Annotated in this window: 21 protein-coding genes and 1 pseudogene; 17 read left to right on the forward strand and 5 right to left on the reverse strand. The window is 43.1% G+C overall.

The genetic code is table 11. The annotated features are described in order from the left end of the window. Nucleotides 1-307 precede the first annotated feature (307 nt). The 6 genes from FTU87_RS06300 to FTU87_RS06325 all read left to right on the forward strand — a co-directional run bounded on the left by FTU87_RS06300 (nt 308) and on the right by FTU87_RS06325 (nt 5381). Complete coding sequence (locus tag FTU87_RS06300) at nt 308-1531, forward strand: efflux RND transporter periplasmic adaptor subunit (RefSeq protein WP_100328871.1); 1224 nt, start codon at nt 308-310, stop codon at nt 1529-1531. After that, nucleotides 1528-2751 carry an ABC transporter permease gene (locus FTU87_RS06305; RefSeq protein ID WP_180000512.1) on the forward strand — a complete coding sequence of 408 codons (1224 nt, stop codon included), beginning with the start codon at nt 1528-1530 and terminating at the stop codon, nt 2749-2751. Before FTU87_RS06300 ends, FTU87_RS06305 begins: the two co-directional genes overlap by 4 nt. Continuing rightward, nucleotides 2744-3466: an ABC transporter ATP-binding protein gene (locus FTU87_RS06310; RefSeq protein WP_159138448.1), complete on the forward strand. Its 723-nt coding sequence runs from the start codon at nt 2744-2746 to the stop codon at nt 3464-3466. Before FTU87_RS06305 ends, FTU87_RS06310 begins: the two co-directional genes overlap by 8 nt. A 202-nt stretch (nt 3467-3668) precedes the next feature. Further along, nucleotides 3669-4085, forward strand: coding sequence for a YeeE/YedE family protein (locus FTU87_RS06315; protein WP_100357595.1), 417 nt, complete (start codon nt 3669-3671; stop codon nt 4083-4085). A 1-nt stretch (nt 4086) separates the two neighbouring features. Then, nucleotides 4087-4509, forward strand: a complete 423-nt coding sequence (locus FTU87_RS06320; protein WP_005096132.1) for a YeeE/YedE family protein — start codon at nt 4087-4089, stop codon at nt 4507-4509. Next, nucleotides 4506-5381 carry an MBL fold metallo-hydrolase gene (locus FTU87_RS06325; protein ID WP_100534452.1) on the forward strand — a complete coding sequence of 292 codons (876 nt, stop codon included), beginning with the start codon at nt 4506-4508 and terminating at the stop codon, nt 5379-5381. The genes FTU87_RS06320 and FTU87_RS06325 overlap by 4 nt, the downstream gene beginning before the upstream one ends. A gap of 176 nt (nt 5382-5557) precedes the next feature. Here the strand turns inward: FTU87_RS06325 and FTU87_RS06330 are convergent, their stop codons facing one another. Continuing rightward, nucleotides 5558-6058 carry a Dps family protein gene (locus FTU87_RS06330; RefSeq protein WP_005096135.1) on the reverse strand — a complete coding sequence of 167 codons (501 nt, stop codon included), beginning with the start codon at nt 6056-6058 and terminating at the stop codon, nt 5558-5560. A gap of 780 nt (nt 6059-6838) precedes the next feature. Here FTU87_RS06330 and katE point away from each other — a divergent pair. The 7 genes from katE to FTU87_RS06365 all read left to right on the forward strand — a co-directional run bounded on the left by katE (nt 6839) and on the right by FTU87_RS06365 (nt 13808). After that, a complete protein-coding gene (gene katE, locus FTU87_RS06335; RefSeq protein ID WP_180096842.1) occupies nt 6839-8962 on the forward strand; it encodes a catalase HPII in 2124 nt (707 codons plus the stop codon). A gap of 62 nt (nt 8963-9024) precedes the next feature. Then, nucleotides 9025-9234, forward strand: a complete 210-nt coding sequence (locus FTU87_RS06340) for a hypothetical protein (protein ID WP_005172145.1) — start codon at nt 9025-9027, stop codon at nt 9232-9234. A gap of 50 nt (nt 9235-9284) precedes the next feature. Next, a complete protein-coding gene (locus tag FTU87_RS06345; protein ID WP_180096843.1) occupies nt 9285-10268 on the forward strand; it encodes an acyl-CoA dehydrogenase in 984 nt (327 codons plus the stop codon). Beyond that, complete coding sequence (locus FTU87_RS06350) at nt 10256-11038, forward strand: PIG-L deacetylase family protein (protein WP_180096844.1); 783 nt, start codon at nt 10256-10258, stop codon at nt 11036-11038. Before FTU87_RS06345 ends, FTU87_RS06350 begins: the two co-directional genes overlap by 13 nt. After that, the gene (locus FTU87_RS06355; protein WP_100328866.1) at nt 11031-11645 is read left to right on the forward strand and encodes a class I SAM-dependent methyltransferase; all 615 of its coding nucleotides are present in this window, start codon (nt 11031-11033) and stop codon (nt 11643-11645) included. Before FTU87_RS06350 ends, FTU87_RS06355 begins: the two co-directional genes overlap by 8 nt. Next, nucleotides 11642-12355, forward strand: coding sequence for a glycosyltransferase family 2 protein (locus tag FTU87_RS06360; RefSeq protein ID WP_005096144.1), 714 nt, complete (start codon nt 11642-11644; stop codon nt 12353-12355). The genes FTU87_RS06355 and FTU87_RS06360 overlap by 4 nt, the downstream gene beginning before the upstream one ends. A gap of 205 nt (nt 12356-12560) precedes the next feature. Beyond that, nucleotides 12561-13808 carry an MFS transporter gene (locus FTU87_RS06365; protein WP_159516395.1) on the forward strand — a complete coding sequence of 416 codons (1248 nt, stop codon included), beginning with the start codon at nt 12561-12563 and terminating at the stop codon, nt 13806-13808. A 26-nt stretch (nt 13809-13834) separates the two neighbouring features. On the opposite strand, the gene FTU87_RS06370 is transcribed toward FTU87_RS06365, so the two are convergent. Then, entirely contained in the window at nt 13835-15268 is a 1434-nt protein-coding gene (locus tag FTU87_RS06370) for a trehalose-6-phosphate synthase (protein ID WP_100328863.1), read from the reverse strand. Further along, a complete protein-coding gene (gene otsB, locus FTU87_RS06375) occupies nt 15225-16103 on the reverse strand; it encodes a trehalose-phosphatase (protein WP_180096845.1) in 879 nt (292 codons plus the stop codon). Before otsB ends, FTU87_RS06370 begins: the two co-directional genes overlap by 44 nt. A gap of 1152 nt (nt 16104-17255) precedes the next feature. On the opposite strand from otsB, the gene FTU87_RS06380 reads away from it, so the two are divergent. From FTU87_RS06380 to FTU87_RS06395, 4 genes are all read left to right on the forward strand, one after another. Then, on the forward strand, nt 17256-17501 hold the full coding sequence (locus FTU87_RS06380; RefSeq protein ID WP_005172124.1) for a hypothetical protein: 246 nt from the start codon (nt 17256-17258) through the stop codon (nt 17499-17501). 364 nt (nt 17502-17865) lie between these two features. Then, nucleotides 17866-19059, forward strand: coding sequence for a peptide antibiotic transporter SbmA (sbmA, locus tag FTU87_RS06385; RefSeq protein ID WP_005096155.1), 1194 nt, complete (start codon nt 17866-17868; stop codon nt 19057-19059). 682 nt (nt 19060-19741) lie between these two features. Continuing rightward, nucleotides 19742-20698 (forward strand): hypothetical protein, encoded by a 957-nt coding sequence (locus FTU87_RS06390; RefSeq protein ID WP_180096846.1) that lies wholly within the window; start codon nt 19742-19744, stop codon nt 20696-20698. Nucleotides 20699-21162: 464 nt separating this feature from the next. Further along, nucleotides 21163-21657, forward strand: coding sequence for a hypothetical protein (locus FTU87_RS06395; protein ID WP_180096847.1), 495 nt, complete (start codon nt 21163-21165; stop codon nt 21655-21657). A gap of 43 nt (nt 21658-21700) precedes the next feature. On the opposite strand, the gene yddG is transcribed toward FTU87_RS06395, so the two are convergent. Then, nucleotides 21701-22636 carry an aromatic amino acid DMT transporter YddG gene (gene yddG, locus FTU87_RS06400; protein WP_180096848.1) on the reverse strand — a complete coding sequence of 312 codons (936 nt, stop codon included), beginning with the start codon at nt 22634-22636 and terminating at the stop codon, nt 21701-21703. A gap of 507 nt (nt 22637-23143) precedes the next feature. Then, a pseudogene (locus FTU87_RS06405) lies at nt 23144-23330 on the reverse strand (IS701 family transposase); the annotation flags it as partial.

Genomic DNA, 23330 nt, shown 5'->3' on the forward strand with positions numbered 1-23330 from the left:
TGAACAGGCTAGATCCATTACGATCCAGCCTGTTTTTTTAATGAAAGCTCCCATTCCTTGAACTCAAGATAAATTCAATACAATTTTCTATTACCTGATCCCGCATCTGGATCTGTTATTGATTAAATTCACTGACACCGACTTAAGCTGGCTCAAAAAAGTGGACAGGAACTCAACATTCTTTTCAAACTCAACAAAATATCTATAAATCTATGCAGGAACCTGTTGTAAATTAGACACTCGAAGAAAATAAATAAAGCGTTATCTTTCTTATTCAATATTCGATGCATCAACCGGAGATTCTCAGTTGCGCGCTGCCCGCTATAAAATTTTGCTCATCATCTTATTGCTACTGGCAGTCGGTTTTGCTCTGTTCCGCTGGTGGCAGGGGCCGGTTCTACCAAGCTATACCTTGAACACCATGCCGCTGATACAAAATGTAGTGGCCACCGGACGCGTGGCGACAGTCTCGCGTGCTCAGGTGGGCAGTGAAATTAGTGGCGTAGTGCTTGAGCGGCGGGTCACGGAAGGAGATCAGGTGAAACCTGGTGATCTCTTGGTGGTGCTGAAATCGGATGAATTACTGGCTCAAGTACGACAGGCTGAACTGGCACTGACTGAATTGGCCACCAGCAGACGACCACAGGCGACAGCAGAACTGGCCAGTGCCAAAGCACAACTGGAACAGGCCAGTCGTGAAGCAGCACGGAGACGTAATGCCGAAGCGGGCATCCTGTCGGCTGAAGAAATAGAACAGGCCTTAGAGGCAGAAAGAGTTGCCCGCAACAATTATGAAACCGTTCGTCTAAAAGCAGCGGCATTGTCTACGGGACAAGTTGAAGAAGCATCGCTTCGGGAACAGCTGGCAGTGGCGCAGGCGCAACTGGCAAAAACCAAAATTCGGGCTGCGGTCGCAGGTACAGTACTGACACGGGATGTCGAGCCAGGCGATCTGGTTCAACCAGGACAAACCTTATTTACCATTGCCTTAACGGGCAATACAGAAATCCGGGTGCCACTCGATGAACGGAATTTACCGCAACTGGCCTTAGGGCAAAATGCCACCGTGATTAGCGATGCTTATCCGGATCAGTCTTTTCCGGCCCGCATTAACTTTATTGCACCGAGCATTGATCCGCAGCGGGGCACGGTAGAGGTCAGATTAACCGTCAACCCGGTGCCAGATTTTCTGCGTCAGGACATGACCGTATCGGTCAATGTCGAGACAGATAAACGGGAGCGGGCACTGGCTATTCCGAACGATGCGCTTAGTAATATTAAAGGCAATAAGGCAGTGGTCGTGTTGGTACGTGATAGAAAAATCCAGCGCCAACCGGTGACTTTAGGTTTACGGGGTCTGGCCATGTCAGAAGTAACTTCAGGTTTGAGTGAGGGTGATCAGGTGCTGGCCAATGCCGAATCGTTACTGGAAGAGGGTGCGCGAGTCCGTCTCAAGCCACAAGATAGCTCATTGATGAGCTCGACTGACGCGACCGATAGCAAGAATGAATTACCGGTGAAATTCGATTGAAAAAATTTTTCGAGCGGCTTTGGATCGAATGGAAAATCGCGATCAGTTTTTTGCGCGAAGGTCGCGCGCAGTCCATTATGATCACGGTGGGCGTCGCCGTTGGTGTGGCGGTGATTGTGTTTATCACGGCCCTGATTCAGGGGCTACAGGCCAATATTGTCGAACGTACATTAGGTACACAGGCACATATCCGTCTGCTCTCACCCGATGAAGTCAACCGGATTGTGCCGCCGCCTGCCGGGACGGTGCAATTGTTACAGGAAGATAAACGCGCACAACGACTGCGTTCCATCAATAATTGGCAGCAGATTACCGAAACGCTGGATCAGTTGCCGATATTAACTGCTGTGTCGCCTGTGGTCTCCGGGCCGGCCTTTGTACAACGCGGTGATGCGATTGAATCCGTGGCCTTGGTCGGAATGGATCTGGAGCGTTATCAGCAGATCATTCCATTGAAAGAATATTTAACCAGTGGTCAGTTACGTGTTGGCGCAGACGATGTACTGATCGGCAGTCAGTTGGCCAAAGATCTGGGGGTTCAGGTCGGTAGCAAATTGCGACTGGATACCGGTCAGCAAAACAGTGCCTTGGTAAATATTGCCGGCATATTTGAACTGGGCGTGCGTGAACTGGATGCGCGTTATGTTTATCTGGACTTGAAACAGGCACAGTCTTTACTCGGCCTGCCCGGTGGTGTAACTGTCATTGATCTGACCATTAACGATATTTTTGAGGCTGATGACATTGCGGCCCAAGTGGGGCGCCTGACCTCATTAAAGGCTGAAAGCTGGATTTCAACCAATGCACAGCTGATGAATGCGATTACTGCACAGAGCCTGTCTACCAATATGATTATTGTTTTTGTCGCCATTTCAGTGGCTTTTGGCATTGCCAGTGTCATGTCCGTCAGCGTGGTACAGCGTACTCGGGAAATTGGTATTTTGCGTGCGACAGGCGCCACCCAGTCACAAATTTTAAGAATTTTCCTGTTTCAGGGGGCCATATTTGGTCTGCTGGGTTCGGTCGTTGGCAGTGCAGCCAGTTATGGTCTGGTCTGGGTATTTAATAATTTTGGCCCCGGATTATTTTATATCCCGATTTCGATCGAGCTGGTACTTCTGGCTTTATTGTTGGCGACATTAACAGGGGTATTGGCCGCTGCAGTACCATCACGCCGGGCAGCGGCACTCGATCCGGTGGAGGCGATTCGTCATGTCTGAACCATCTCAAGAAGTCCTGCGTTTAGAAGCGCTGCACAAATCTTATAATATTGGTCAGCCCAATGAAATTGAGGTCTTGCATGGTATTGATCTGTGTATTGAACGCCAGGATTTTGCTGCTCTGATTGGGCCTTCTGGCTCCGGAAAAAGTACGCTATTGAATATTCTGGGATTGCTGGATCAACCGAGTAGTGGCGAGCTGTATTTGCTGGGACAGCCGACCAGTGCCATGGATGATCGTGGCCGGACTGCATTACGTGGCAATAGTATTGGATTTGTATTTCAGTTCCATCACCTGATTCAGGCATTTACTGCACTGGATAATATTTTAATGCCCTTGATGATGACGCGAGGCAAACCCGGACAGCAAGGCTTACAACGGGCACGGGATTTGCTGGCTGCAGTGGGGCTGGAAAAGTTTGCTGATCGTAAACCGAACGAGCTTTCCGGGGGGCAGCAACAGCGGATTGCGATTGCGCGGGCTTTGATTACAGAGCCAGCCTTACTTCTGGCCGATGAGCCTACCGGTAATCTGGATACGCAGACCGCCGCCGACATGTTTGAGCTGTTTCGTAAAGTGCATCGTGAACGCGACTGCGCCGTTCTGCTGGTGACACATGACCCGCGCCTATCCGCCACCTGTGATCGAACCATTAATCTGGTCGATGGCCGGATTGAAAGTGATTCCCATACGGTTCATCCAATTGAAACTTAGACAATATTTCAAATATTAGATTGATCCGATCCAGATTATTTCTTTATTAGTCACAGCTGACTAGGGCTGAAACCAGAGAGCTTAGCATGCATTGGATTTGAGCCTATAATCATCTTCCATCAAATAAGTTAAACAGACTAGAACTTGAATAATATTTAATTAAATATAATATTAAAATATATAATGATGAAAGTGAAATATGATGCATGACTTCCTGAGCGCTTTTCTCGGTGGTTTACTTCTTGGTGTTTCAGTGGTCGGCTATCTGTATATTCATGGCCGGATCGCGGGCATTAGTGGTCTGATTGGACAGGTACTTAATCCTAAAAGCATTTTCAAGACGCCAGCTCTGTGGTTTTTATTGGGTCTCATCATCATTCCATTTGCTTATGGACGATGTATACAACCTGAAATCGAACTGAATACCAGTCCCTGGATGATGATCATTGCAGGTTTACTGGTCGGTTTTGGCACCCGTTTAGGCTCGGGATGTACCAGTGGCCATGGGATTTGTGGCATCAGCCGTTTATCTAGACGTTCAATCTTGGCTACAGCCGTATTTATGTGGGCTGGATTTATGACAGTTTATGTGATTCGTCACCTGATTGGAGTGCGCTAAAATGAAAAATCTGCTGGCATTTTTATGGGGTGGTTTATTCTCAGTTGGCTTGATGATTTCCGGTATGGCCAATCCTGAAAAGGTTCTGGATTTTCTGGATGTTTTTGGCGACTGGGATCCGAGTCTGGCCTTTGTGATGCTGGGCGCGATTATGGTCGCCTTTATTCCTTTTCAGAAAGCCACGCGAAATCCGGTAGCTAAAACTGTATTTCATGAGCCGATCCAGTTACCGACTAATCAGAAAATTGATTCTAAACTGATGAGCGGCAGTCTTTTATTTGGTATCGGCTGGGGAATTGCCGGTATCTGTCCGGCACCCAGTCTGACACTCATTGGTTTAGGCCACTATCAGGCTACTTATTTTATTATGGCCATGCTGGCAGGGGTTTATCTACATCGTCAATGGTCAGGAGCATCATCATGAGTCATAGCGCCGTAATTCAAGATTTTTTTCATGAAGATAGCCATACTTTTAGCTATGTGGTGGGTGATCCGGCCACTGGAAAATGTGCGGTGATTGATAGCGTGCTGGATTATGATGCCGCTTCTGCCAGTACATCGACCAGACATGCGGATCGAATTATTGCCTATATACGACAGCAGAACTTTGAGGTTGAGTGGATTCTGGAAACCCATGTGCATGCAGATCATTTGACCGCAGCGCAATATCTGCATTCACAGTTGGGCGGCAAGATTGCCATGAGCCAGCATATTTCTATTGTGCAGGAAGTCTTTGGCGCGATCTATCATCTGGATATGAAACAGTTCAATCTGGCTCAGCCTTTTGACTATCTGTTTGCGGATCATGAAAAATTCAATATTGGTTCACTACAGGCCTATAACATTCCGACACCGGGGCATACACCGGCCTGTCTGAGTTATGTGGTCGGGAATGCAGTCTTTGTCGGTGATACCTTGTTTATGCCAGATTATGGCACTGCACGTTGTGATTTTCCCAAAGGCAGTGCGGCAACGCTATTCGATTCGGTGCAAAAACTGTATCAATTGCCGGATGATACCCGGGTATTTCTGTGCCATGACTATTTACCGGAAAGCCGTGATCACTTTGTCTGTGAAACCGATATTCAGACCCAGAAGCAGCATAATATCCATATTCACAGGGGGATGGCCAAAGCTGAATTTATTGAAATGCGCCAGCAACGCGATGCCCAATTAGGTATGCCAAAACTGATTTTACCGGCGATTCAAATCAATATACGTGCCGGTCAATTTCCTGAAGCAGAGGCCAATGGTATTTCCTATTTAAAACTGCCGCTGAATTATTTTCATGCCTGAATGCCTCAATTCTTAAAACCTGGTGATGAAAAGAGGATGTACACGACTGCATACATCCTCCAAGTTTTTAGTGCTTCATTTTAAAGGTCATATCTTTGGGATTGTTCTAATCGGCTAAGCAACACCCTCGTGTCATCCCGCTCATCCGCTTGCTCTCAAATGCGATTAATCATGCTTTATTGATCCAGACTACTTCTGAGCATCCAGGCAGTTTTTTCATGTACATCTAGTCGCTGGGTCAAAATATCCGCTGTTGGTTGATCATTGGCGTCTTCAATCACTGCAAAAATACTTCTGGCGGTACGTGCTACGGTCTCATGGGCATCGACCAGTAGGCGCAGCATTTCTTCAGCTTTTGGCACCCCTTCAACCTCTTTAATAGAGGTCAGTTTTACAAACTGTTTATAGGTGCCAGGTGCTGCAAAACCCAAGGCCCGGATACGTTCAGCAATCACATCCAGCGCATTCCACTGCTCGGTGTATTGGGTCATAAACATATTATGCAGGCTATTGAACTGGGGACCGGTGACATTCCAGTGGAAATTATGGGTCATCAAATACAGGGTATAGCTGTCTGCCAATAGTCGGGATAAACCATCGACAATCTTGGCACGATCATCATGCGAAATTCCGATATCAATTTTCATTGCTTTAGATTCTTTTTTAGAAGAGGCCATGCTCTTACTCCTTAAAATTTAACAACATGCTGTGTATTAAAATAAAGCCAGATGTATTCGAAGTCCGAGTCAAACGAGGGTTCGATCTTGATGATGACTCCCGAATTGAAACTTAATTTGCATCATCAATATGAACAAGCTGAAAGATTTAAGTGTTTATAAGTTATAGATATTAGATCAATAGACAGGCAGGAAGTTTAGTCATTATGTATAGCCTGCAGAGAGGATTGTAACTTTTCAATTTAATAAACTTATTTCTCTTTATCAACCTAGCGATAATTATCCCAACAGATTTAGAACGTTGAAAAAAGCCTTAGCTATTTCAGAATGGAAATATTGCACTGATTCATGATGACGGATTTGTACGCACTATCACATCTTGCCTGAAGAACTTTTATTGCAACATAGCATGACTAAAATTTTATATCTCTTTTAAATGAATGAGATGGCTGTGTGCAAAGATCATAAAAAAAGAGGGGGTTTATAAAAAAATAATACAACGCTGCCTTAATTAAACAAGGCACAACAAAGAATAATAAACCTCTTTCCTAAATGCAGTTATGTTAGGACACAGGCGCGGTCAATAACAATATCCCAGAAAGCAAAATCCTACGAGACAGAACACAGAGATGAAGTGCTGACTTGAGACAGAATTGGCTGTAGCAACTGGGTTTGCGGGAATCATGTTATTGGCCAACCCATGCGAGACATATAAGCTCAAGCGACTTTGAGATAGGCAAAAATATCTGCACTAAACTCAATCTCAGCAAGGAAAACATCATGAAAATTAAGGCGAATAGTCCAGCCACAGGCAAAAATGGTTTAGATAAGCAAAATACCAATAAAAAGAGTGAGCAGCTTGACGTATATCGCAGTGATGCGACCGAGCAGGCACTCACCACCAATCAAGGGGTTAAAATTTCCGATAACCAGAACAGTCTCAAGGCAGGCGTTCGTGGTGCGACCTTAATGGAAGATTTTATTCTGCGTGAAAAGATCACACATTTTGACCACGAACGTATTCCGGAGCGTATTGTGCATGCGCGTGGTGTCGGTGCACATGGTTTTTTTGAAGCTTATCCAGGCAATGAAAAGCTGACCAAGGCAGGCTTTCTGACCAATACCAGTGTACAAACGCCGGTATTTGTACGTTTTTCTACGGTACAGGGGCCGCGTGGTTCGGCAGATACTGTACGCGATATTCGTGGTTTCGCGACCAAGTTTTATACTGATGAAGGTAATTTTGACCTAGTGGCGAATGATGCGCCGGTATTCTTTATTCAGGACGGGATCAAGTTCCCGGATTTTGTACATGCGGTGAAGCCTGAGCCACAAACTGAAATTCCAACCGGTGCATCAGCACATGATACGTTCTGGGATTTTGTTTCTTTAGTGCCTGAATCAGCGCATGCGGTGATGTGGGCCATGTCGGACCGGGGTATTCCGCGTAATTTAAGAGCCATTCAAGGCTTTGGGGTGCATAGCTTCCGGTTGATCAATGCCGAAAATAAAGCGGTTTTTGTGAAATTTCACTGGACGCCAAAACAGGGTCTCGCCCAACTGGTCTGGGATGAAGCACAAAAACTGGCGGGTAAAGACCCGGATTTCCATCGTCGTGACTTATACGAAGCGATTGCATCCGGGAATTATCCAGAATGGGAGCTCGGTGTACAGGTCGTTCCAGAAGAAGATGAAATGAAATATGACTTCGATTTGCTGGATCCAACCAAAATTATTCCGGAAGAACTGGTGCCGGTGACGCCGATTGGCAGAATGGTGCTGAACCGTAATGTCGATTATTTCTTTGGTGAAACCGAGCAGGTAGCATTCTGTCCGGGACATATTGTGCCGGGACTAGATTTTACCAATGATCCCTTATTACAAGCACGTCTGTTCTCCTATACCGATACCCAGCTCAGCCGTTTAGGTGGTCCAAACTTCCACCAGATTCCAATCAACAAGCCGGTTTGTCCGTTCCACAATAATCAGCGTGATGGGTTACATCAGCGTATTGTACATACCGGTCAAGCCAGTTATGAACCAAACTCGATTGATGATCACTGGCCGGCTGAAGCTCCGCCAGCAGCACAAGATGGTGGTTTTGAAAGCTATCAGGAACGTATTGATGGTCACAAGATCCGTCAGCGCAGTGAATCTTTTAGTGATCATTTCAGTCAGCCTCGTCTTTTCTATCGCAGCCAGGCACCCCATGAACAAAAACATATTGTCGATGCCTATGTCTTCGAACTGAGCAAGGTAGAACGCAAATATATTCGTGAGCGTGAAGTACTGGAAGTGCTGTGTAACATCGACTTGGACTTGGCTCAGCAAGTTGCGGATCAATTGGGCATTGAAATTCCGGCAGAGAAAAAAGCGGCAACATTGCCAGAGGTACAGGTTTCACCGCGTTTATCTTTCGAGGCCTTTAAACCCGAAGATATTAAGGCACGGAAAATCGCGCTACTGGTACACGATAAAGCCAATGAGGCCAGTATCAAAGCCGTTCAAGCCTGGGCAGAATCAGAGGGTGCTGTGGTCGATGTACTGACCCCGAAACCGGGTCCGGTACTGGGTCAGCAAGGCGAGGTAATTCCTTCTGACGGTATGCAAAAAGCCGAGCCATCGATTGCCTATGATGCCGTGGTGATTACTGATGGTGATAATTATGATGTGGTGATGAAAGATGGTGTGGCGACTCATTATCTGCTGGAAGCGTATAAGCACCTGAAACCGATTATCTTCCTGGGCGATAAAGCCAAGCTGATTGAAGATCTGCGCCTGATCAGGGATGAAGGGACTTTGACGCATGAACAGTTTGACGCGGTACAAGACAGCTTCAAGACTTTGATCATGAACCATCGTGTCTGGGCGCGTGAACTGGTTGCAGAAAGCATTCCTGCCTAAACGACTAGAGGATAGGAGCCTTGGCGGCTTCTATCCTTCTGGTTTCAAAATGGATAAATAATATGGTAAGACCGGATGCCAAAAAGTTATTGGCACAGGTACAGCAAGCCAAATGGAATCGAGAACAGGACATCTATCTGATTGAGCATAACCATTTGCCTTTAGCTGAACTGATGCAGCAACTTTGTTTCAATGAAGAAGAAATCATGGCACGCCGTAAGTTATTAGGCCTGACCACACGGTTAAAACAAATGCGAAAACTTTCCCATTAACTGACTTTAAAACATAACAACAGTGCCGTATTTTATGAGGAAGAACCTGCATGAACCTCGGTTCAATATTACAAAGATTTGAAAATTCTCCGCTGGAGCTAGAAGAAAAAATTCCTAAGACCCTGATGGAACTGGTATCGATTTCCGATCAGATTCCTTATCCCGCTTCTGGAAACACCTTAAAATGCTGGCGGATGCTTAGTCAGGTTTCCGCAAGCAATCTGAGTCTGGGCAAACTGTTTGAATCACATCTGGATGCCTTGGCCATTTTGCATGAACTGAATATTCCGCTAGAGCAAAAAGGTCTATGGGCAGTCTGGGCGGCAGAAGGCGGGCCAAGCCCTTTAACATTAGACGCCGGAAAACTTACAGGAATAAAGCCTTGGTGTTCTGCCTCGGTCTGGGTGCAATATGGTCTGCTGACTTATCGTGATGAGCAGCAACGATCACAGTTGCTGATTCTTGATCTGCAACAAGCAGGTATTCAGCATCATACGGACATTTGGCAGGCGGTGGGCATGCAGCATACCTTGACTGCCCGGCTTGAACTGAATCAGGTTAATGCTAAAAAAGTTGCAGCGCCGAATGCTTATCTGGATCGGGCGGGCTTCTGGCATGGCGCTGCCGGCGTGGCTGCCTGCTGGTACGGCGCAACCGTGCGTCTGGCTGAATATTTAAAACAGGCTGTCTTGTTAAAACCGCATGCCTATAAGGCCATGTATCTCGGTGAAATCAGTCGGAAGCTTTTAGCGACACAGGCTTTGTTTTATCAAGTCGCAGATTTAATTGATCAGCAGCCTAAATTTCCCCATCAATTACAGATTCAGGCCTTGCGTGCTCAGGTTGAAGCGACCGCTTTAAACGTGCTGACTCAGGTGGGTAAGGCCCTTGGCGCTGCACCGTATTGCGAGCAGCCACATTTTGCCCGACTTGCAGCCGATCTGCCGGTGTTTATTCGTCAGAGCCATGCCGCCTTTGATCTGGAACGGATTGGTGAATTGAGTGTGCAGGAGGAAGAGTTATGGACATTATAAGACACGAGATTGTCGAAGACCGTGTCATCCATGGCGAAGGTACACGGCTTGAAGAATGGCGCTCTTGCCAGATTTTGCAACAGATGCCGGAATTCGATATTCCCAGCATTATTCCATCAGATGCCCGAGTCTGCATTATTGCCCCGCATCCGGATGATGAAATTTTGGGTTGTGGCGGTCTGATTCAGCGTCTGGACACATTGGGATATCAGATTGTACTTTTTGCCGTTACCAATGGTACCGCCAGCCATCCAGACTCGATTTTGTATAACCCGGAAGAGTTGAACCAGATTCGTCCTGCTGAAACGCGAGCAGCTTTGGAAGAGTTAGCATTGAAGCAGAATATTCTGCGGATTGCGCTGGATATTCAGGATGGCCAGGTCGCAGAACAGCGAGAACTGCTGAAACAGCATTTGCAATCTTATTTGCAGCCCAATGATGTGCTCATTACCACCTTTGTGCATGATGGACATCCAGATCATGAAATTGCAGGGCAGGTCACCCAACAGCTAGCAACCGAACGGCACTTATCCTGTATTCAGGTCCTGATTTGGGCCTGGCATTGGGCCACACCTGGAGATACCAGAATTCCCTGGACCATCGCTCATCAACTCAAATTGACTGATCGAGAATTGCACTATAAGTCTCGAGCTGCGCGGTGTTTTAAGAGTCAGATCGAGCTTGACCCTAGCATAGAACAGGCACCCATTCTGCCAGAGCAGGCATTACAGCGTATTTTACAACCCTGGGAGGTGTATCTGTATGAATAGTAAAGTAGCCTATGATCAGGAATATTTTGATGCCTTGTATGCGCTGAATCAGGGAGATCCCTGGCACTATGAACAACGCTGGTATGAACAGCGCAAACGGCAGATTTGTCTGGCGGTCTTGCCGCGTTTGCAGTTTGACTCCGCGATTGAAATTGGTTGTAGTAATGGCATCTTCAGTCAGGAACTGGCGCAGCGAACAGCAACTTTAATGTGTCTGGATGCCAACGAAACTGCTATTCAATTGGCTCGGCAGCGTTTACATGCTTATCCGCATGTACAGGTACTACAGCGGATTGTGCCAGATCACTTGCCGCAACAGAAATTTCAGCTCATTGTGGTTAGTGAGATTCTATATTATTTAGATCCGGCCGCATTACAACAGGTGCTGGCATGGTTGCATACTGCACTCGAACCCGGTGGATGTATCTTGAGTTGTCATTGGCGCGCGCCGATTGCAGGATTTAGCTTAAATGGTGAAGAGGTACATCGACAATTAAAAGCCCAGTTAAAATATAAGCATAATCTCAGCGTACAGGATTCAGACTTTCTGGTCGATCTGTGGCTGAATTCTGCGCAATCTGTGGCAGAGCTGGAGGGCTTGAAATGAAGAAAATTGCGGTGGTGATTCCGGCCTGTAATGAAGAAGCCTATATTGAACGTTGCCTGAAAGCATTAAAATCTGCACGACTTTACTTCTTTCAGCATGTGGGAAAATTAGCAGTTCTGCCCGAGATCAAGATTCTGGTGGTTTTAGACAGTTGCACCGATTCTACTGCAAGCAAAGTTCAGCAGTCGGGAATCCAGACGATCAGTTGTCATTTTAAAAATGTAGGAAAGGCACGTCATCTAGGCGTTCAGCACATGATCGAGCAGGGTTGTGACTGGATTTGTTGTACCGATGCCGATTCTTTTGTACAGCGTGACTGGTTTCAGGTCATGTTGCAGCACCAACCGGCGGATGTGATTTGTGGGGTGGTCGATCTGGATGAATGGGGGCATTTAAGCACATTAGCCCGTCAGACTTATCTGAGTCATTATCAGGACAAGATGGATCACCGTCATATTCATGGGGCAAATCTATGTTTTAAGGCCGCGTCTTATCTACAGGTAAACGGCTTTCAGCAACTGGACTGTCATGAAGATGTCGATTTCATCCATCGCCTAGAACATGTCGGGGCAAAGATTATCTGGTCGAATCAGCTCAGAGTGACCACCAGCAGTCGGCTTAGCTCAAAAATTGCAGCCGGTTTTGCACATTTTCTGCAAAATCTGGAGCTTAAAGAAGCCGTTGAAAAACCGATCAGCCTATGCAAATAAAATTACAAAATTATAAATTTTATACAATCAGCCACTTGTAAAAAATCTTGAAATTAGTGCCTAAAAGCTATTCCATTTAAAATTATTCTGTTTATAATTCACGCAAATTAAGCCCCGCCTACTTATACATTTCAGCTATAAGTCAGTGGGGTTTTTCTATGGATGATCGGTAATGGATGCCTGAGCCTTCTTTTTAGGTAATACAATGTTTAATCAAACTCTGCTTTCTCGAATTCAGTCTCCATCACCCCATCTATGGCAGAAAATAGCGACTGCATTGTGCTTCTTTAGCTTGGGTTTTAGTACCGCAGCTTGGGCACCTTTAATTCCCTATGCACAGCAGCGCCTGTTACTCAATCATGCAGACTTTGGTCTATTATTACTCTGTGCCGGAATTGGATCCATGCTGGCGATGCCACTGGCAGGCCGACTCGCCAATACATTAGGTTGCCGTGCTGTTCTGGCTGTGGTGTTAACAGCATTTTTGTTTATTTTGCCTGCTTTGGCGTATAGCCCGAATCATTTGATGATGGCGATCAGCCTGTTTTTCTTTGGGGCCAGTGCTGGTGCTTTGGGGGTGACAGTCAATATTCAGGCCGCACAGGTTGAGAAAAAACTTGCTAAAAGTTTAATGTCGGGTTTCCATGGCGTATGTAGCCTCGGTGGTCTGGCCGGTGTGCTGGGAATGACCACGTTAATGGGATTCGGTCTAGCGCCTTTAACTGGCGCAGTTATTGTCAGTGCGATTTTGCTATTGATTGCAATATTGGCTATTCCTTTTAGCTTGGGGACTGAGCCAAAAACAGTGCTAGAGGAAACCTCCTCATCAGAACAGTCAGCGACAAAAGCAGCACCCACCTTGGCGATTCTAGGCATCGGTTTGATCTGTTTTGTGGCGTTCCTGTCCGAAGGCGCAGCGATGGACTGGAGCGGGATTTATCTTGCCAGCCAGTTCAATTTGCCAGCGGCTCAAACTGGTTTGGCTTATAGCTTCTTTGCGGCCTTGATGGTATTGGGTCGTTTCAGCGGACATCTCATTATTCAACAGTTTGGTGAAAAAAATACCATTCTACTGAGTGCAATTTTGGCTGCAACAGGTTTATTGACTGTGGTCTTTGCACCAGTCTGGCAAGTAGTGTTGCTGGGCTATGCCATTCTCGGTCTGGGCAGTGCTAATATTGTACCGTTAATGTTTTCACGTGCAGGCCGTCAAAAAACCTTGGCTTCACATGTGGCATTATCCTATGTATCGGTATTTGCATACACAGGTTCACTGATCGGACCGGCATTGGTCGGTTTCGGCAGTGAAATTATTGGCTTGAGTCTGGTGTTTAGTGTGATTGCGATAGGTCTATTCAGTATTGTGATTTTGAATCATCTGACTGCAGATCCAAAAGATGCACAAGCGGCCGAAGAGCTTATTTCTCCGCTACAAAACGAAACACCAGCATAATGCTGGTGTTTTTTTCAGGTGTGTATTTAAGCATGCACACTGAACTGGGTGGAAATTCCGCTAGCCACCGGACGATAGATTCGTACACTCTGTGATTTTTTCAAGTCAGTGATAAATTGATCTCGCCAGCGAATAATATCGAAGTTTTTCAAGCCTTGGCTTAAATAACGATAACGTTCTAAACGCTCCGATTTAGACATGCGCAGCGCTTTTTTCAAGGCTTTGGACATACTGTCATGCTCATAAGGATCGACCAGCAAGGCTTCTTTCATTTGTTCGGCAGCACCGGCATATTTAGACAGAATTAAAACACCCGGATCGAGTGGATTCTGCGCCGCAATATATTCTTTCGCCACCAGATTCATACCATCCCGGATCGAATTTACCCAGCAAATATCTGCCTTACGATACAGTTGCATTAAGGCTTCATGACCTAAGGTTTCATAACTGCAATCGAAAGGTTGCCAGTCTGCTGTGCCATGCTGGGTATTGAGTTCCTGCACGGCAGACTGGAATTGCTCATACAGGTTTTTATAGGTTTTGACATCCAGTCGGCATGGGCAGGCAATTTGCAGTTGCTGAAACTGATGTTTAAATTCGGGCTGATCTTCCAGCAAGCTTTGCAAGGATCCGATTTTCTCCAGTAAACCCTTACTATAATCAATCCGGTCGACCGAAATAATGCGTTTATAAGGACGGACTGTCTCGAGATCAAAAGGTAATTTGTTAAGCTGGCTATCAGCCGCCTGATTTTTCAGTTGAACCGGATGCACGCCAATTGGATAACATTTCACATAAATCCGTCTTGACTGATAATTCAGGATTTCATCATGACGATGCTTGATTTTTAAGGTCTGTTCCAGAAACTGGATACAGTTTTTCTGATCGCGTGGGGTTTGAAATCCGAGTACATCAAAGTGAGCCAGATGATGCGCCAGATCCTGATAGGCCGGTAACGTCTGCCAGAGTTTCAGTTCAGGAAAAGGAATATGCAGGAAGAAACCAATACGGTTACGCATACCCAGTTTTCGACAGTAATGCGCCACACTTAAAAAATGGTAATCATGAATCCAGATGATGTCATGGGGAGAGGCGACCTGTTTCAGATGCTTGGCAAAGCGTAAATTGACATCTTTATAGGTTTTGAAATCCTGTGGCTGATAATCCACAAGTTGATGCTGATCATGCATCAGCGGCCATAAGGCATTATTGGCAAAACCACAATAAAAACCCTGATATTGGGGCTCAGTCAAAGGACTCGTATGATATTCAACATTCTGATGTTTGAGGATTTGAAACTTCTGCTCTTTGCCATGATCGACTCTGGAACCATTCCAGCCGACCCAAATGCCGCCAATATCCTGCAAAGCATCCTGCAAAGCCACCGCTAATCCACCTGCCTGTGTATTGTCTGGGTTAGGTAGATTCACACGATTTGATAACACAATGAGTTTTGACATGTGATTTCTCCAATAATTGTTGTTGTGCTTTAAATAATGTTAAAAGCTCCGTTAAAAAAGCTTGTACTTGTGTTACGTTTTCGAGCCGATGTTGTGCTACGGTGTTGCCCGTGCCGACTTTAATGGAACAGCCCTTTAAGCTATTAATCACCTGAAAGCCAGCTTCATCGGTCAGGTCATCACCGATAAAAATAGGGTAATGATCACTTAAATGAGCTTGCTGGTGAATGTGTTGAATGGCTGAACCTTTGTTTGCACCTTTGGGTACCAGCTCAAATACAAACTTCCCGGCCTTCAGTTCAAATGCTTGAAAGTGGGTCAGACAATCCAATGCAAATGTATGCACCAGATCTTCTAAATGTGGATGTTCACGAAAATGCAGTGCGACCGAATAGTCTTTCTTTTCTATTCGAATCTGAGGAAGCTGAGCGCTATGTTCAGTAATATAATTTTTTAATAATTCAAATTGCTCAGAATTTAAATCAATTAAATGACTTAAATGCGATTGATAGTTTAATTCCAGACCATGTGAGCCGGCAATATTCCAGTCAAAGGGATAAATAAGTTTTTGAGCTTGTGCAATAGAACGACCAGTGATTAATACCAACTCAATATATTGTTGTAGCTCTTTCAAGGTATTTAAGGTTTCATCTTTAATTATATTTTTTGTTGGATCAGGATGGAATTCGGAAATAGTTCCATCAATATCAAGAAATAAAATAAGCTTATGAGAATAAATAACTGGATTGAGTTGAGTTAAAATCACTTGAGCTAATAGAGGAGAAGGCACTATAAGTGAATCTTCTGCATCTTGACCAGAGTGTTGAGCGGACATAAACTCCACCTAAGTATTTGAAATAAAATTAATTTAAATTTTAAAACTGCCTGATTAATTTTTAATCTAATAAATATATAGCATATTTCATTTAATAGACTGGATTTAAGTGCAGAAAAGAAACATTTTTAACAAGTACAGTTACTTTGTAAAATTTGGAAATATTTTTCATGTAAAAGATATTATTCTTAATAAATTTTAAAGATAATGCTCTGACTGTTTTTTATTAATTTATTTTTATTTAGGATTATTTTTTATTTAAGCCATAATATTCAATGTGATTGCTTGAGTTGTTTAAAATTTTAATCGCTATAATTTAGTATTTTATTTTTAAAATTTGATTTATTTTAAATGTAGATAATATAAGTTGATTTTATTTAAAATGAATTTTTTGGATGAAAATAATTAACCCTATTCTTGGAGTGAAAAAATAGAAGACAAGCTGTTGAAAATTATTATTTTTTAAATATATAAAAGGTCATGAAGATATGGGGGCTATTAGAGTGTTACAGGATAAGAACTTATTGCTCTATAATTTTCTTTAGATCGGATATAAAAATTTGACGATGTTTAAGGATTTTTTAAATTAGTTTTACAGATTTAAATTTTTCTCATTATTAGATTTTTAATTTTATCATTTGGTATAAAAATTCACTCATATAGACTGAGGTTTTTTTAATTTACTGGTCATAAATAGCTAGAATATTCAGGTTTCAAAATCAAGACGTTGAGCTTAGATGAAGTTAAGCTAAAGAAAAGGTGTGTAAGGAAAGAAGATCCTTTAAGTACTGGAACTTACATAAAAAGGGAAAAACGGGTGAAAATTATTTAGTCCAGGCCAAAAAATAGGTGGATTTTCAACTATAAAGTTATTTTTTGTACGAATCATATCCCGCTTAGACTGCTAAGGACTTCTCAGAAAAGAAGAGAAATGAATTTTAAGAAGGGAATAAAATAACGATAACTTACATTCAAAAGGAAGCTTAGTTGAGGGCCGTATCATATCAATTCAGCAGCTGGCACAGATACAACCCGTCTGTTCAAAATGGAGAAAGTGCTTAGAGCTCTCTCCACAGCTCATTTTCATCTTTTAAAGGAATTGTGAAGTTAAAGTCATCATCATTACTGACCAAAAGACTGGTGGGAGTCTGCATGACCACTTTCAAAACAGTGCCTGCCTCAAAAATAATCGGGGTACAATTTTCCTTTTCTAAGGTCAATGGTTTAAGTAATTCAATTACCGAACTTTCCATAGTTTTATTCCAAAATAAGATTACTTTTCGAGAGTTAAATCATAGCATGATTTTTGAAAATTTAACTATTTCTCCAAAAAATGAGAACTGGGTCAATGATTTATTTACTTCAGTAGCAGCAAAACCTTTATCTAAACATCTATAAAGGCCTTATTGAGTATTTGATTTCATTCTATTTATAGAATTTTAAGAAGCTATATTCGTTTTTAATAAAACAGACAGGCCGTACTGATGTACAGGATTTAAAAATACATAAGGCAAAAACTTGATGATTCATGCACCTGATTGCCTCTGGAGCTTTAGATAGGCTGATCAAGAATAAAAAGACTCATTAAGAGAAAAATACGTTTTGAAAATCTATAAAAATAAATTTTATAAGGGACTATGCATCGCTATGTTATTTTTTAAACTAAATTGAAAATTAATGCTTTATAACAGTAAAAGTCTAAAATAAGAATAAACTAGGCGTCATTTGGATGACCCAAATATAGAAGGAGAACTCGGTCAGCATGTTCAAGTCATTTTTTCCGCAACCTGTCTGGTTTTTTAGCAGCCTGATTTTGTGGTTTATCCTTAATCTTGTGCTTTGGCATACTGGCGGATCAGGATGGGGAGTCTATTTGGGTTTCCCTGAAGGCTATTCTGAGGAAAGTCTCGCTATCGGTATCAGTCGTTTCTGGTCAGCCAAGTTTCTCTGGTTCTACCTTTGGTTTTTTCTTGCCACTGCCATATTTGCTCTCTTCTGGACGTGGAAAGCACAACATCCATGGCAGCGTTGGTCAGTCTGGGGCTCGGCTTTTATCCTGTTTAATATCTGGTTTGGAGTACAGGTCAATGTCGTTTTAAATGAATGGTATAGCCCGTTTTATGACCAGATCCAGAAAATGCTAGGCAGCGGTGGCGGAGATGTTTCACTTCTCTATCAAGAAGCTTTAACCTTTATTTATATCGCCATGATTTACGTCACTTTGGCCGTATTTAATATGTTTTTCGTCAGCCATTATGTGTTCCGCTGGCGTACCGCGATGAATAACTATTACACGGCACATTGGGAACAATTGCGTCATATTGAAGGCGCATCCCAGCGTATTCAGGAAGATACCATGCGCTTTGCCAAAACCACGGAACAGCTGAGTGTTTCCCTGATTGAAGCATTGATGTTATTGATGGCGTTTCTGCCTATCCTGTACCAGCTTTCAAGTCATGTAAAGGTTCTGCCAATTGTGGGAGAAATACCGCATGCTTTAATGTGGGCTTCTATTGGATGGGCCGTATTGGGTACCGTCATTTTGATGGTGGTCGGGATGAAACTGCCAGGACTGGAGTTTAATAACCAGAAAGTCGAGGCTGCTTACCGTAAAGAACTGGTGTACGGAGAGGATCATGCTGATCGGGCTCATCCGCTGACACTGCAAGAACTGTTTAGCCGGGTACGCTGGAATTATTTCCGTCTGTATTTTCACTATGCCTATTTCAACCTGGTCCGGATCTGGTACTTACAGTTAGACAATATCTATGGATTATTTATCCTGTTTCCGAGTATTGCAGCAGGAACGATCACCCTGGGTTTGATGATGCAAATCCTGAATGTATTTGGAAAAGTACGTGAGTCTTTCCAATATCTGATTTTATCGTGGCCGACCATTATTGAGCTGATGTCGATCTATAAACGTTTAAAAGCATTTGAATCCCATCTGGATTAATTTTTTCTAAGTTACCCATTAGATTGTAAAAGCCAAATGATTTTATCTTTGTCTTTTTATATCTAAATCGACGTTAACATCTAATCGAAAAGCTTGATCTGACCATTGGTCAGATCAGATCAAATAGGAGCAAAACATCCCAATATAGGGGTATTCAGGTCTGGTTTTCCTGATTAGAATCTTAATGACCAGCGAAGATGGAGTTTAATTTCCAGCGGTTTAACGTATAAAAATAAGAAGTGTACGTTGAGGAAATTATTCTGATGCTGATCTTGTTTAGACAATGCTATAGAGGGTAAAAAGTAATTTTTTACACATGATAATAAAGATCTGTACCATTATCTTGAATAAGCTGCCGAAGAAAGATTGCTATCTTTCTTCGGCTTTTTATATGGTGTTCTATTTATTTCTGATTCAATCCCGCTGTTATTTATCCTTTAACTACGCGCCAGAAGGATGCTTATCTCAATTTTTATAGGCTGAGGCTTGGCATAATGTATAGGGTTGTGAATGATGTGCCTCCTTTTTATCTTTTAAATTTGATACTTATCAACATCTTGTGTTTGTTGTTTGCTGCTATTTAGGCTATGTTATACGGGAATTTGGGGTTGAGATATTTGCTGTGAAGCTAAACGTAATAATTCTAATAATAGGGGCAATAGGCTTGGCGGGATGTAATAGCGTGAGTCGGCTGAAATCAGGGGTTTTACATCCTTTTGCCAGTCCGGAAGAGCTAATCGCCAAGCGGGCTTTGAATCAACGTGATGGCAGTGCAAAAGATTATATTTATCTTTGGGGGCAAGCACAGAAAAATAACAGCACTCAGGCCATGTATCCGCGTTCGATCCTGACGCAATATTGTCATGAACAAGGCGGTAAACTTTCCCTATTGTATAGAAGTAATTTTAATGCAGTGGCAGATCCTGCCCAACGCAAACGCCTGAGTACAAACCGAGGTGTGGTACAGGGAAGCGGCGCCTATCAGTGTCGTATGGATGGCCTGGCTGAAAGCTGGATCGTCTCGATCGAGCCGGTTTCTGAACGACAGGTCGATAAAACCAGCCAGAACCGTAGCGTTCGATTGCTGACCAAGTTGATGAGTGCGACTGAGGCAAGAAACTTTTACCTTGCTGCAAATAAGAACACTGTCGCTACCCAGAAAAAGACTGCTGCATCGATAAAAACGCCTGTAACGAAGAGCACGAATGAACTTAAAGAATCAGCGCGTAAAGAGCAGGAAAGGAAAGAATTAGAGAGAAAGGAATTAGAAAGAAAAGAGTTAGAGAAAAAACAGATCGCGACGAGGGTAGTCCCCGTGAGAGCTTCAGTGGTAGAAACACCCCAACAGCAGCAGATGAAGCTCTATGTGGCAGCACGCCGTGATATTAATAGTGGCAAGAACCTGAATAATGCCTGCAATAATGCGCAGCGTGCCTACAATTATGGCAAATTGCAGGGGACTGAGGGAACTCGGGTTTATACCGAATCTGGTATGCTGGTTGCTCGCTGTTTGAACGGGATTCCGGCCTATGCCAACCGTTTCCCGAATGCTAAAACTCAGGCCAAGCGTGTGCTACAGAATCTGTCTAATAACTATAATCATAGTGGGGCGAAGAATATGTTGAGACAGATCAAATAAGCACTGAATTAAACGCATTTAATCCAGAATCCGTATGATGATTTTGATTCACCAGAAGATGGGATAAAAAATCAGTTCAATCAGGTCGGATATAGAGGATGAGATCCGACTGCGTTTGCTGGGCAAGTCGCGCGATTCGAACATCCATCTTCGAAAAACAGGATGGATCAATAACAATACGGTCAAGCTAAAGAACACAACCAGTCTCCAAGGAAGGATGCTGTTAAAGGTGTTTGCAGTCATCATGATTATTTTTATTGTTTTAATTTGAATAATAACGCTAAGTTTACTCGATCAATATCACCATCTAATGAATAACATGATGGGATGAAATTTTTCATCTGAATTAATTTTAAATCCAGTTCAGGTTTTACAGAGTTCTATCAGTATATTTCCTTTTTACATGATACAAAGAAACTATTTTCAGCGCCAAAATGCTGATGTCATATTAAAAGGAAGTGGTGATGGGTTTAAAAAGTTCTTCTCGTATTCGTTCATTTTTTCTAGGTGCAACCTTATTGGGTGCAGCACAAGTGAGTATGGCCAGTCCTGCTGTAGATCAGCTGAGTGACTGTTTGGTAAAGTCGACGACTGCCACGGATAAAACGACGGTACTGCAATGGACCTTTGTGGCTTTGTCTGCACATCCAGACTTGAAGGCTTATAGCAATGTGACTGCTCAGCAGAAGGAAAACCTGGATCGAAATTTGGCGGCGGTATTACAGCGGATTCTGGTAGAGCAATGTGCAGCTCAAACAAAGGCTGTTATTCAATCTGAAGGCCTGGAAGCGGTAGGCGATAGTTTTCAGGCCCTAGGCCGTACCACGGGTGAAGAAATCCTGAATAATCCGGAAGTGAATCATCAGCTGAAGGGTGTGCTGCGTTATGTAGATTTGAATAAACTGGTCACGACTTTCTTGACACCTGACGTGTGGAATAAACTAGGCATCACCCGTTAATGGATTGCAGATACAAATAAAACTTAAACCGCAAAAATGTGGTTTAAGTTTTATAAAGCTTGCCTGGAAACAGTCGGTCTCGAATTTCATCCCAGTTGGTCGACAGCCAGCAAATAAAAGAACCTAAGGTGACCATCATCGTGCCGATCCAAAAGGTGTGGGACAGACTGGTATTCAGTACCCACATCGAAATAATAGACGAAAAGATCGGGCTAAAATAAGATAACGCGACCAGCATCGCAATATTACCTTGGTTAATTCCGATATTCCACGCTGCATAACCCAAGCCAGTTACGACAGAAACCAGCAACATATACAGCATAATATTCAAGTCAATATTAAGAAGTTGTGGCAGTTGTTCGTGATCTAACAGCAGCGTCTTGCTCCAGAGAACCACACTTACCATCGCGAAAAAGAACACGATCGGGTTATGTCCTTGGCTGTATTTTTTGGTAAATACACAATATAACGACCATAAACTCGCCCCAATAAATGCCAAAATGTAACTGGTTGGATTGGCTTGTATATTGTGAATGACGGTTGCTAAATGAATATCGCCGTTGCCCGTCTGGATATAAAAAATACCTGCCAGACTAATACTGAGCCCCACCACCACTAAGCTGTGAAATTTTAGTTCATGAAATAGAATGAGCATAGCGATGGTCATACTCGGCCATAAATAATTCACTAGACTGATTTCAATGGCTTGCTGTGCAGTTTGTGCGAGTGCTACGGCATAGGCAAAGCAGATTTCATACACTAGAAATAATGTAGCTGCACTGAGCAGATAGAACTTGGGGATGGTTTTGAGTTTGGGAACACCAAAAACAGCCAGTAAGAGCAGGGTGCTTAAGCTATACATCATGAGTACAGCCAGATCAGGCCCAATACTAAAACTGATTTTCTTGAGCAATCCCACGATAGACGACCACTGTAAAATGGCACTTAAGCCAATCAGCGTAGCGAGGTTTTTCGACATGGTAAGGGCGGGATGGGAGAATGTGCAGATTGTATTCCTGTTGAGTGATTTTCAATATGGTGCAAACACGATTTTATGATTAAATTCAAAAAATCGTTAACAACAGCTTTATGATTTGAATATCCCGATCATGAGCTTAATGATCCAAAAAATAGGCGTGAAAATTAGCTCGATACCATCGGCAAGATTGGCAAGTTTGCTTTCTCTGGCTGTGAGTGTACGCGGTTTGATAGGTTTACGTCGTCTTGACTGATATGCGCTAATGATGAATACAAGAATGATCAGGATAATGCTGAGTAAGATAATGTAATTTGACATGTTTTTGTTTTTCTTCGGTTTGTTTTTGATTTTATAGCGCGAAATCAATAATTACTGTAGATGATGTGAGTCTTCTATTGTATTGATAAAGACTTAAGTTATTTAAAAATTGAGAAAAAATATGGGAAAAATAGGCTAAAGGAGTAGCTTATATTTTTCATATTTATATAATATAGGACTTACGCACTATTATTTATAGATTCTCTGTGGTAGCAGATGATTTTTATCGAGAATAAAGTCATCAATGAAGTTTTTGATAACTGGTCTAAATAATTTCTTCTGCCAACGATATACATTTTCAAAGATCCGCTCAAACTGGTTCTTTTGTATCTCAACGTAGGCCATCAAGGCTGAAAAAATATGATTCAAAATCAGT

Origin of the sequence: Acinetobacter sp. YH12156, from assembly GCF_013418235.1 — a bacterium.
Taxonomy (GTDB): domain Bacteria; phylum Pseudomonadota; class Gammaproteobacteria; order Pseudomonadales; family Moraxellaceae; genus Acinetobacter; species Acinetobacter pseudolwoffii.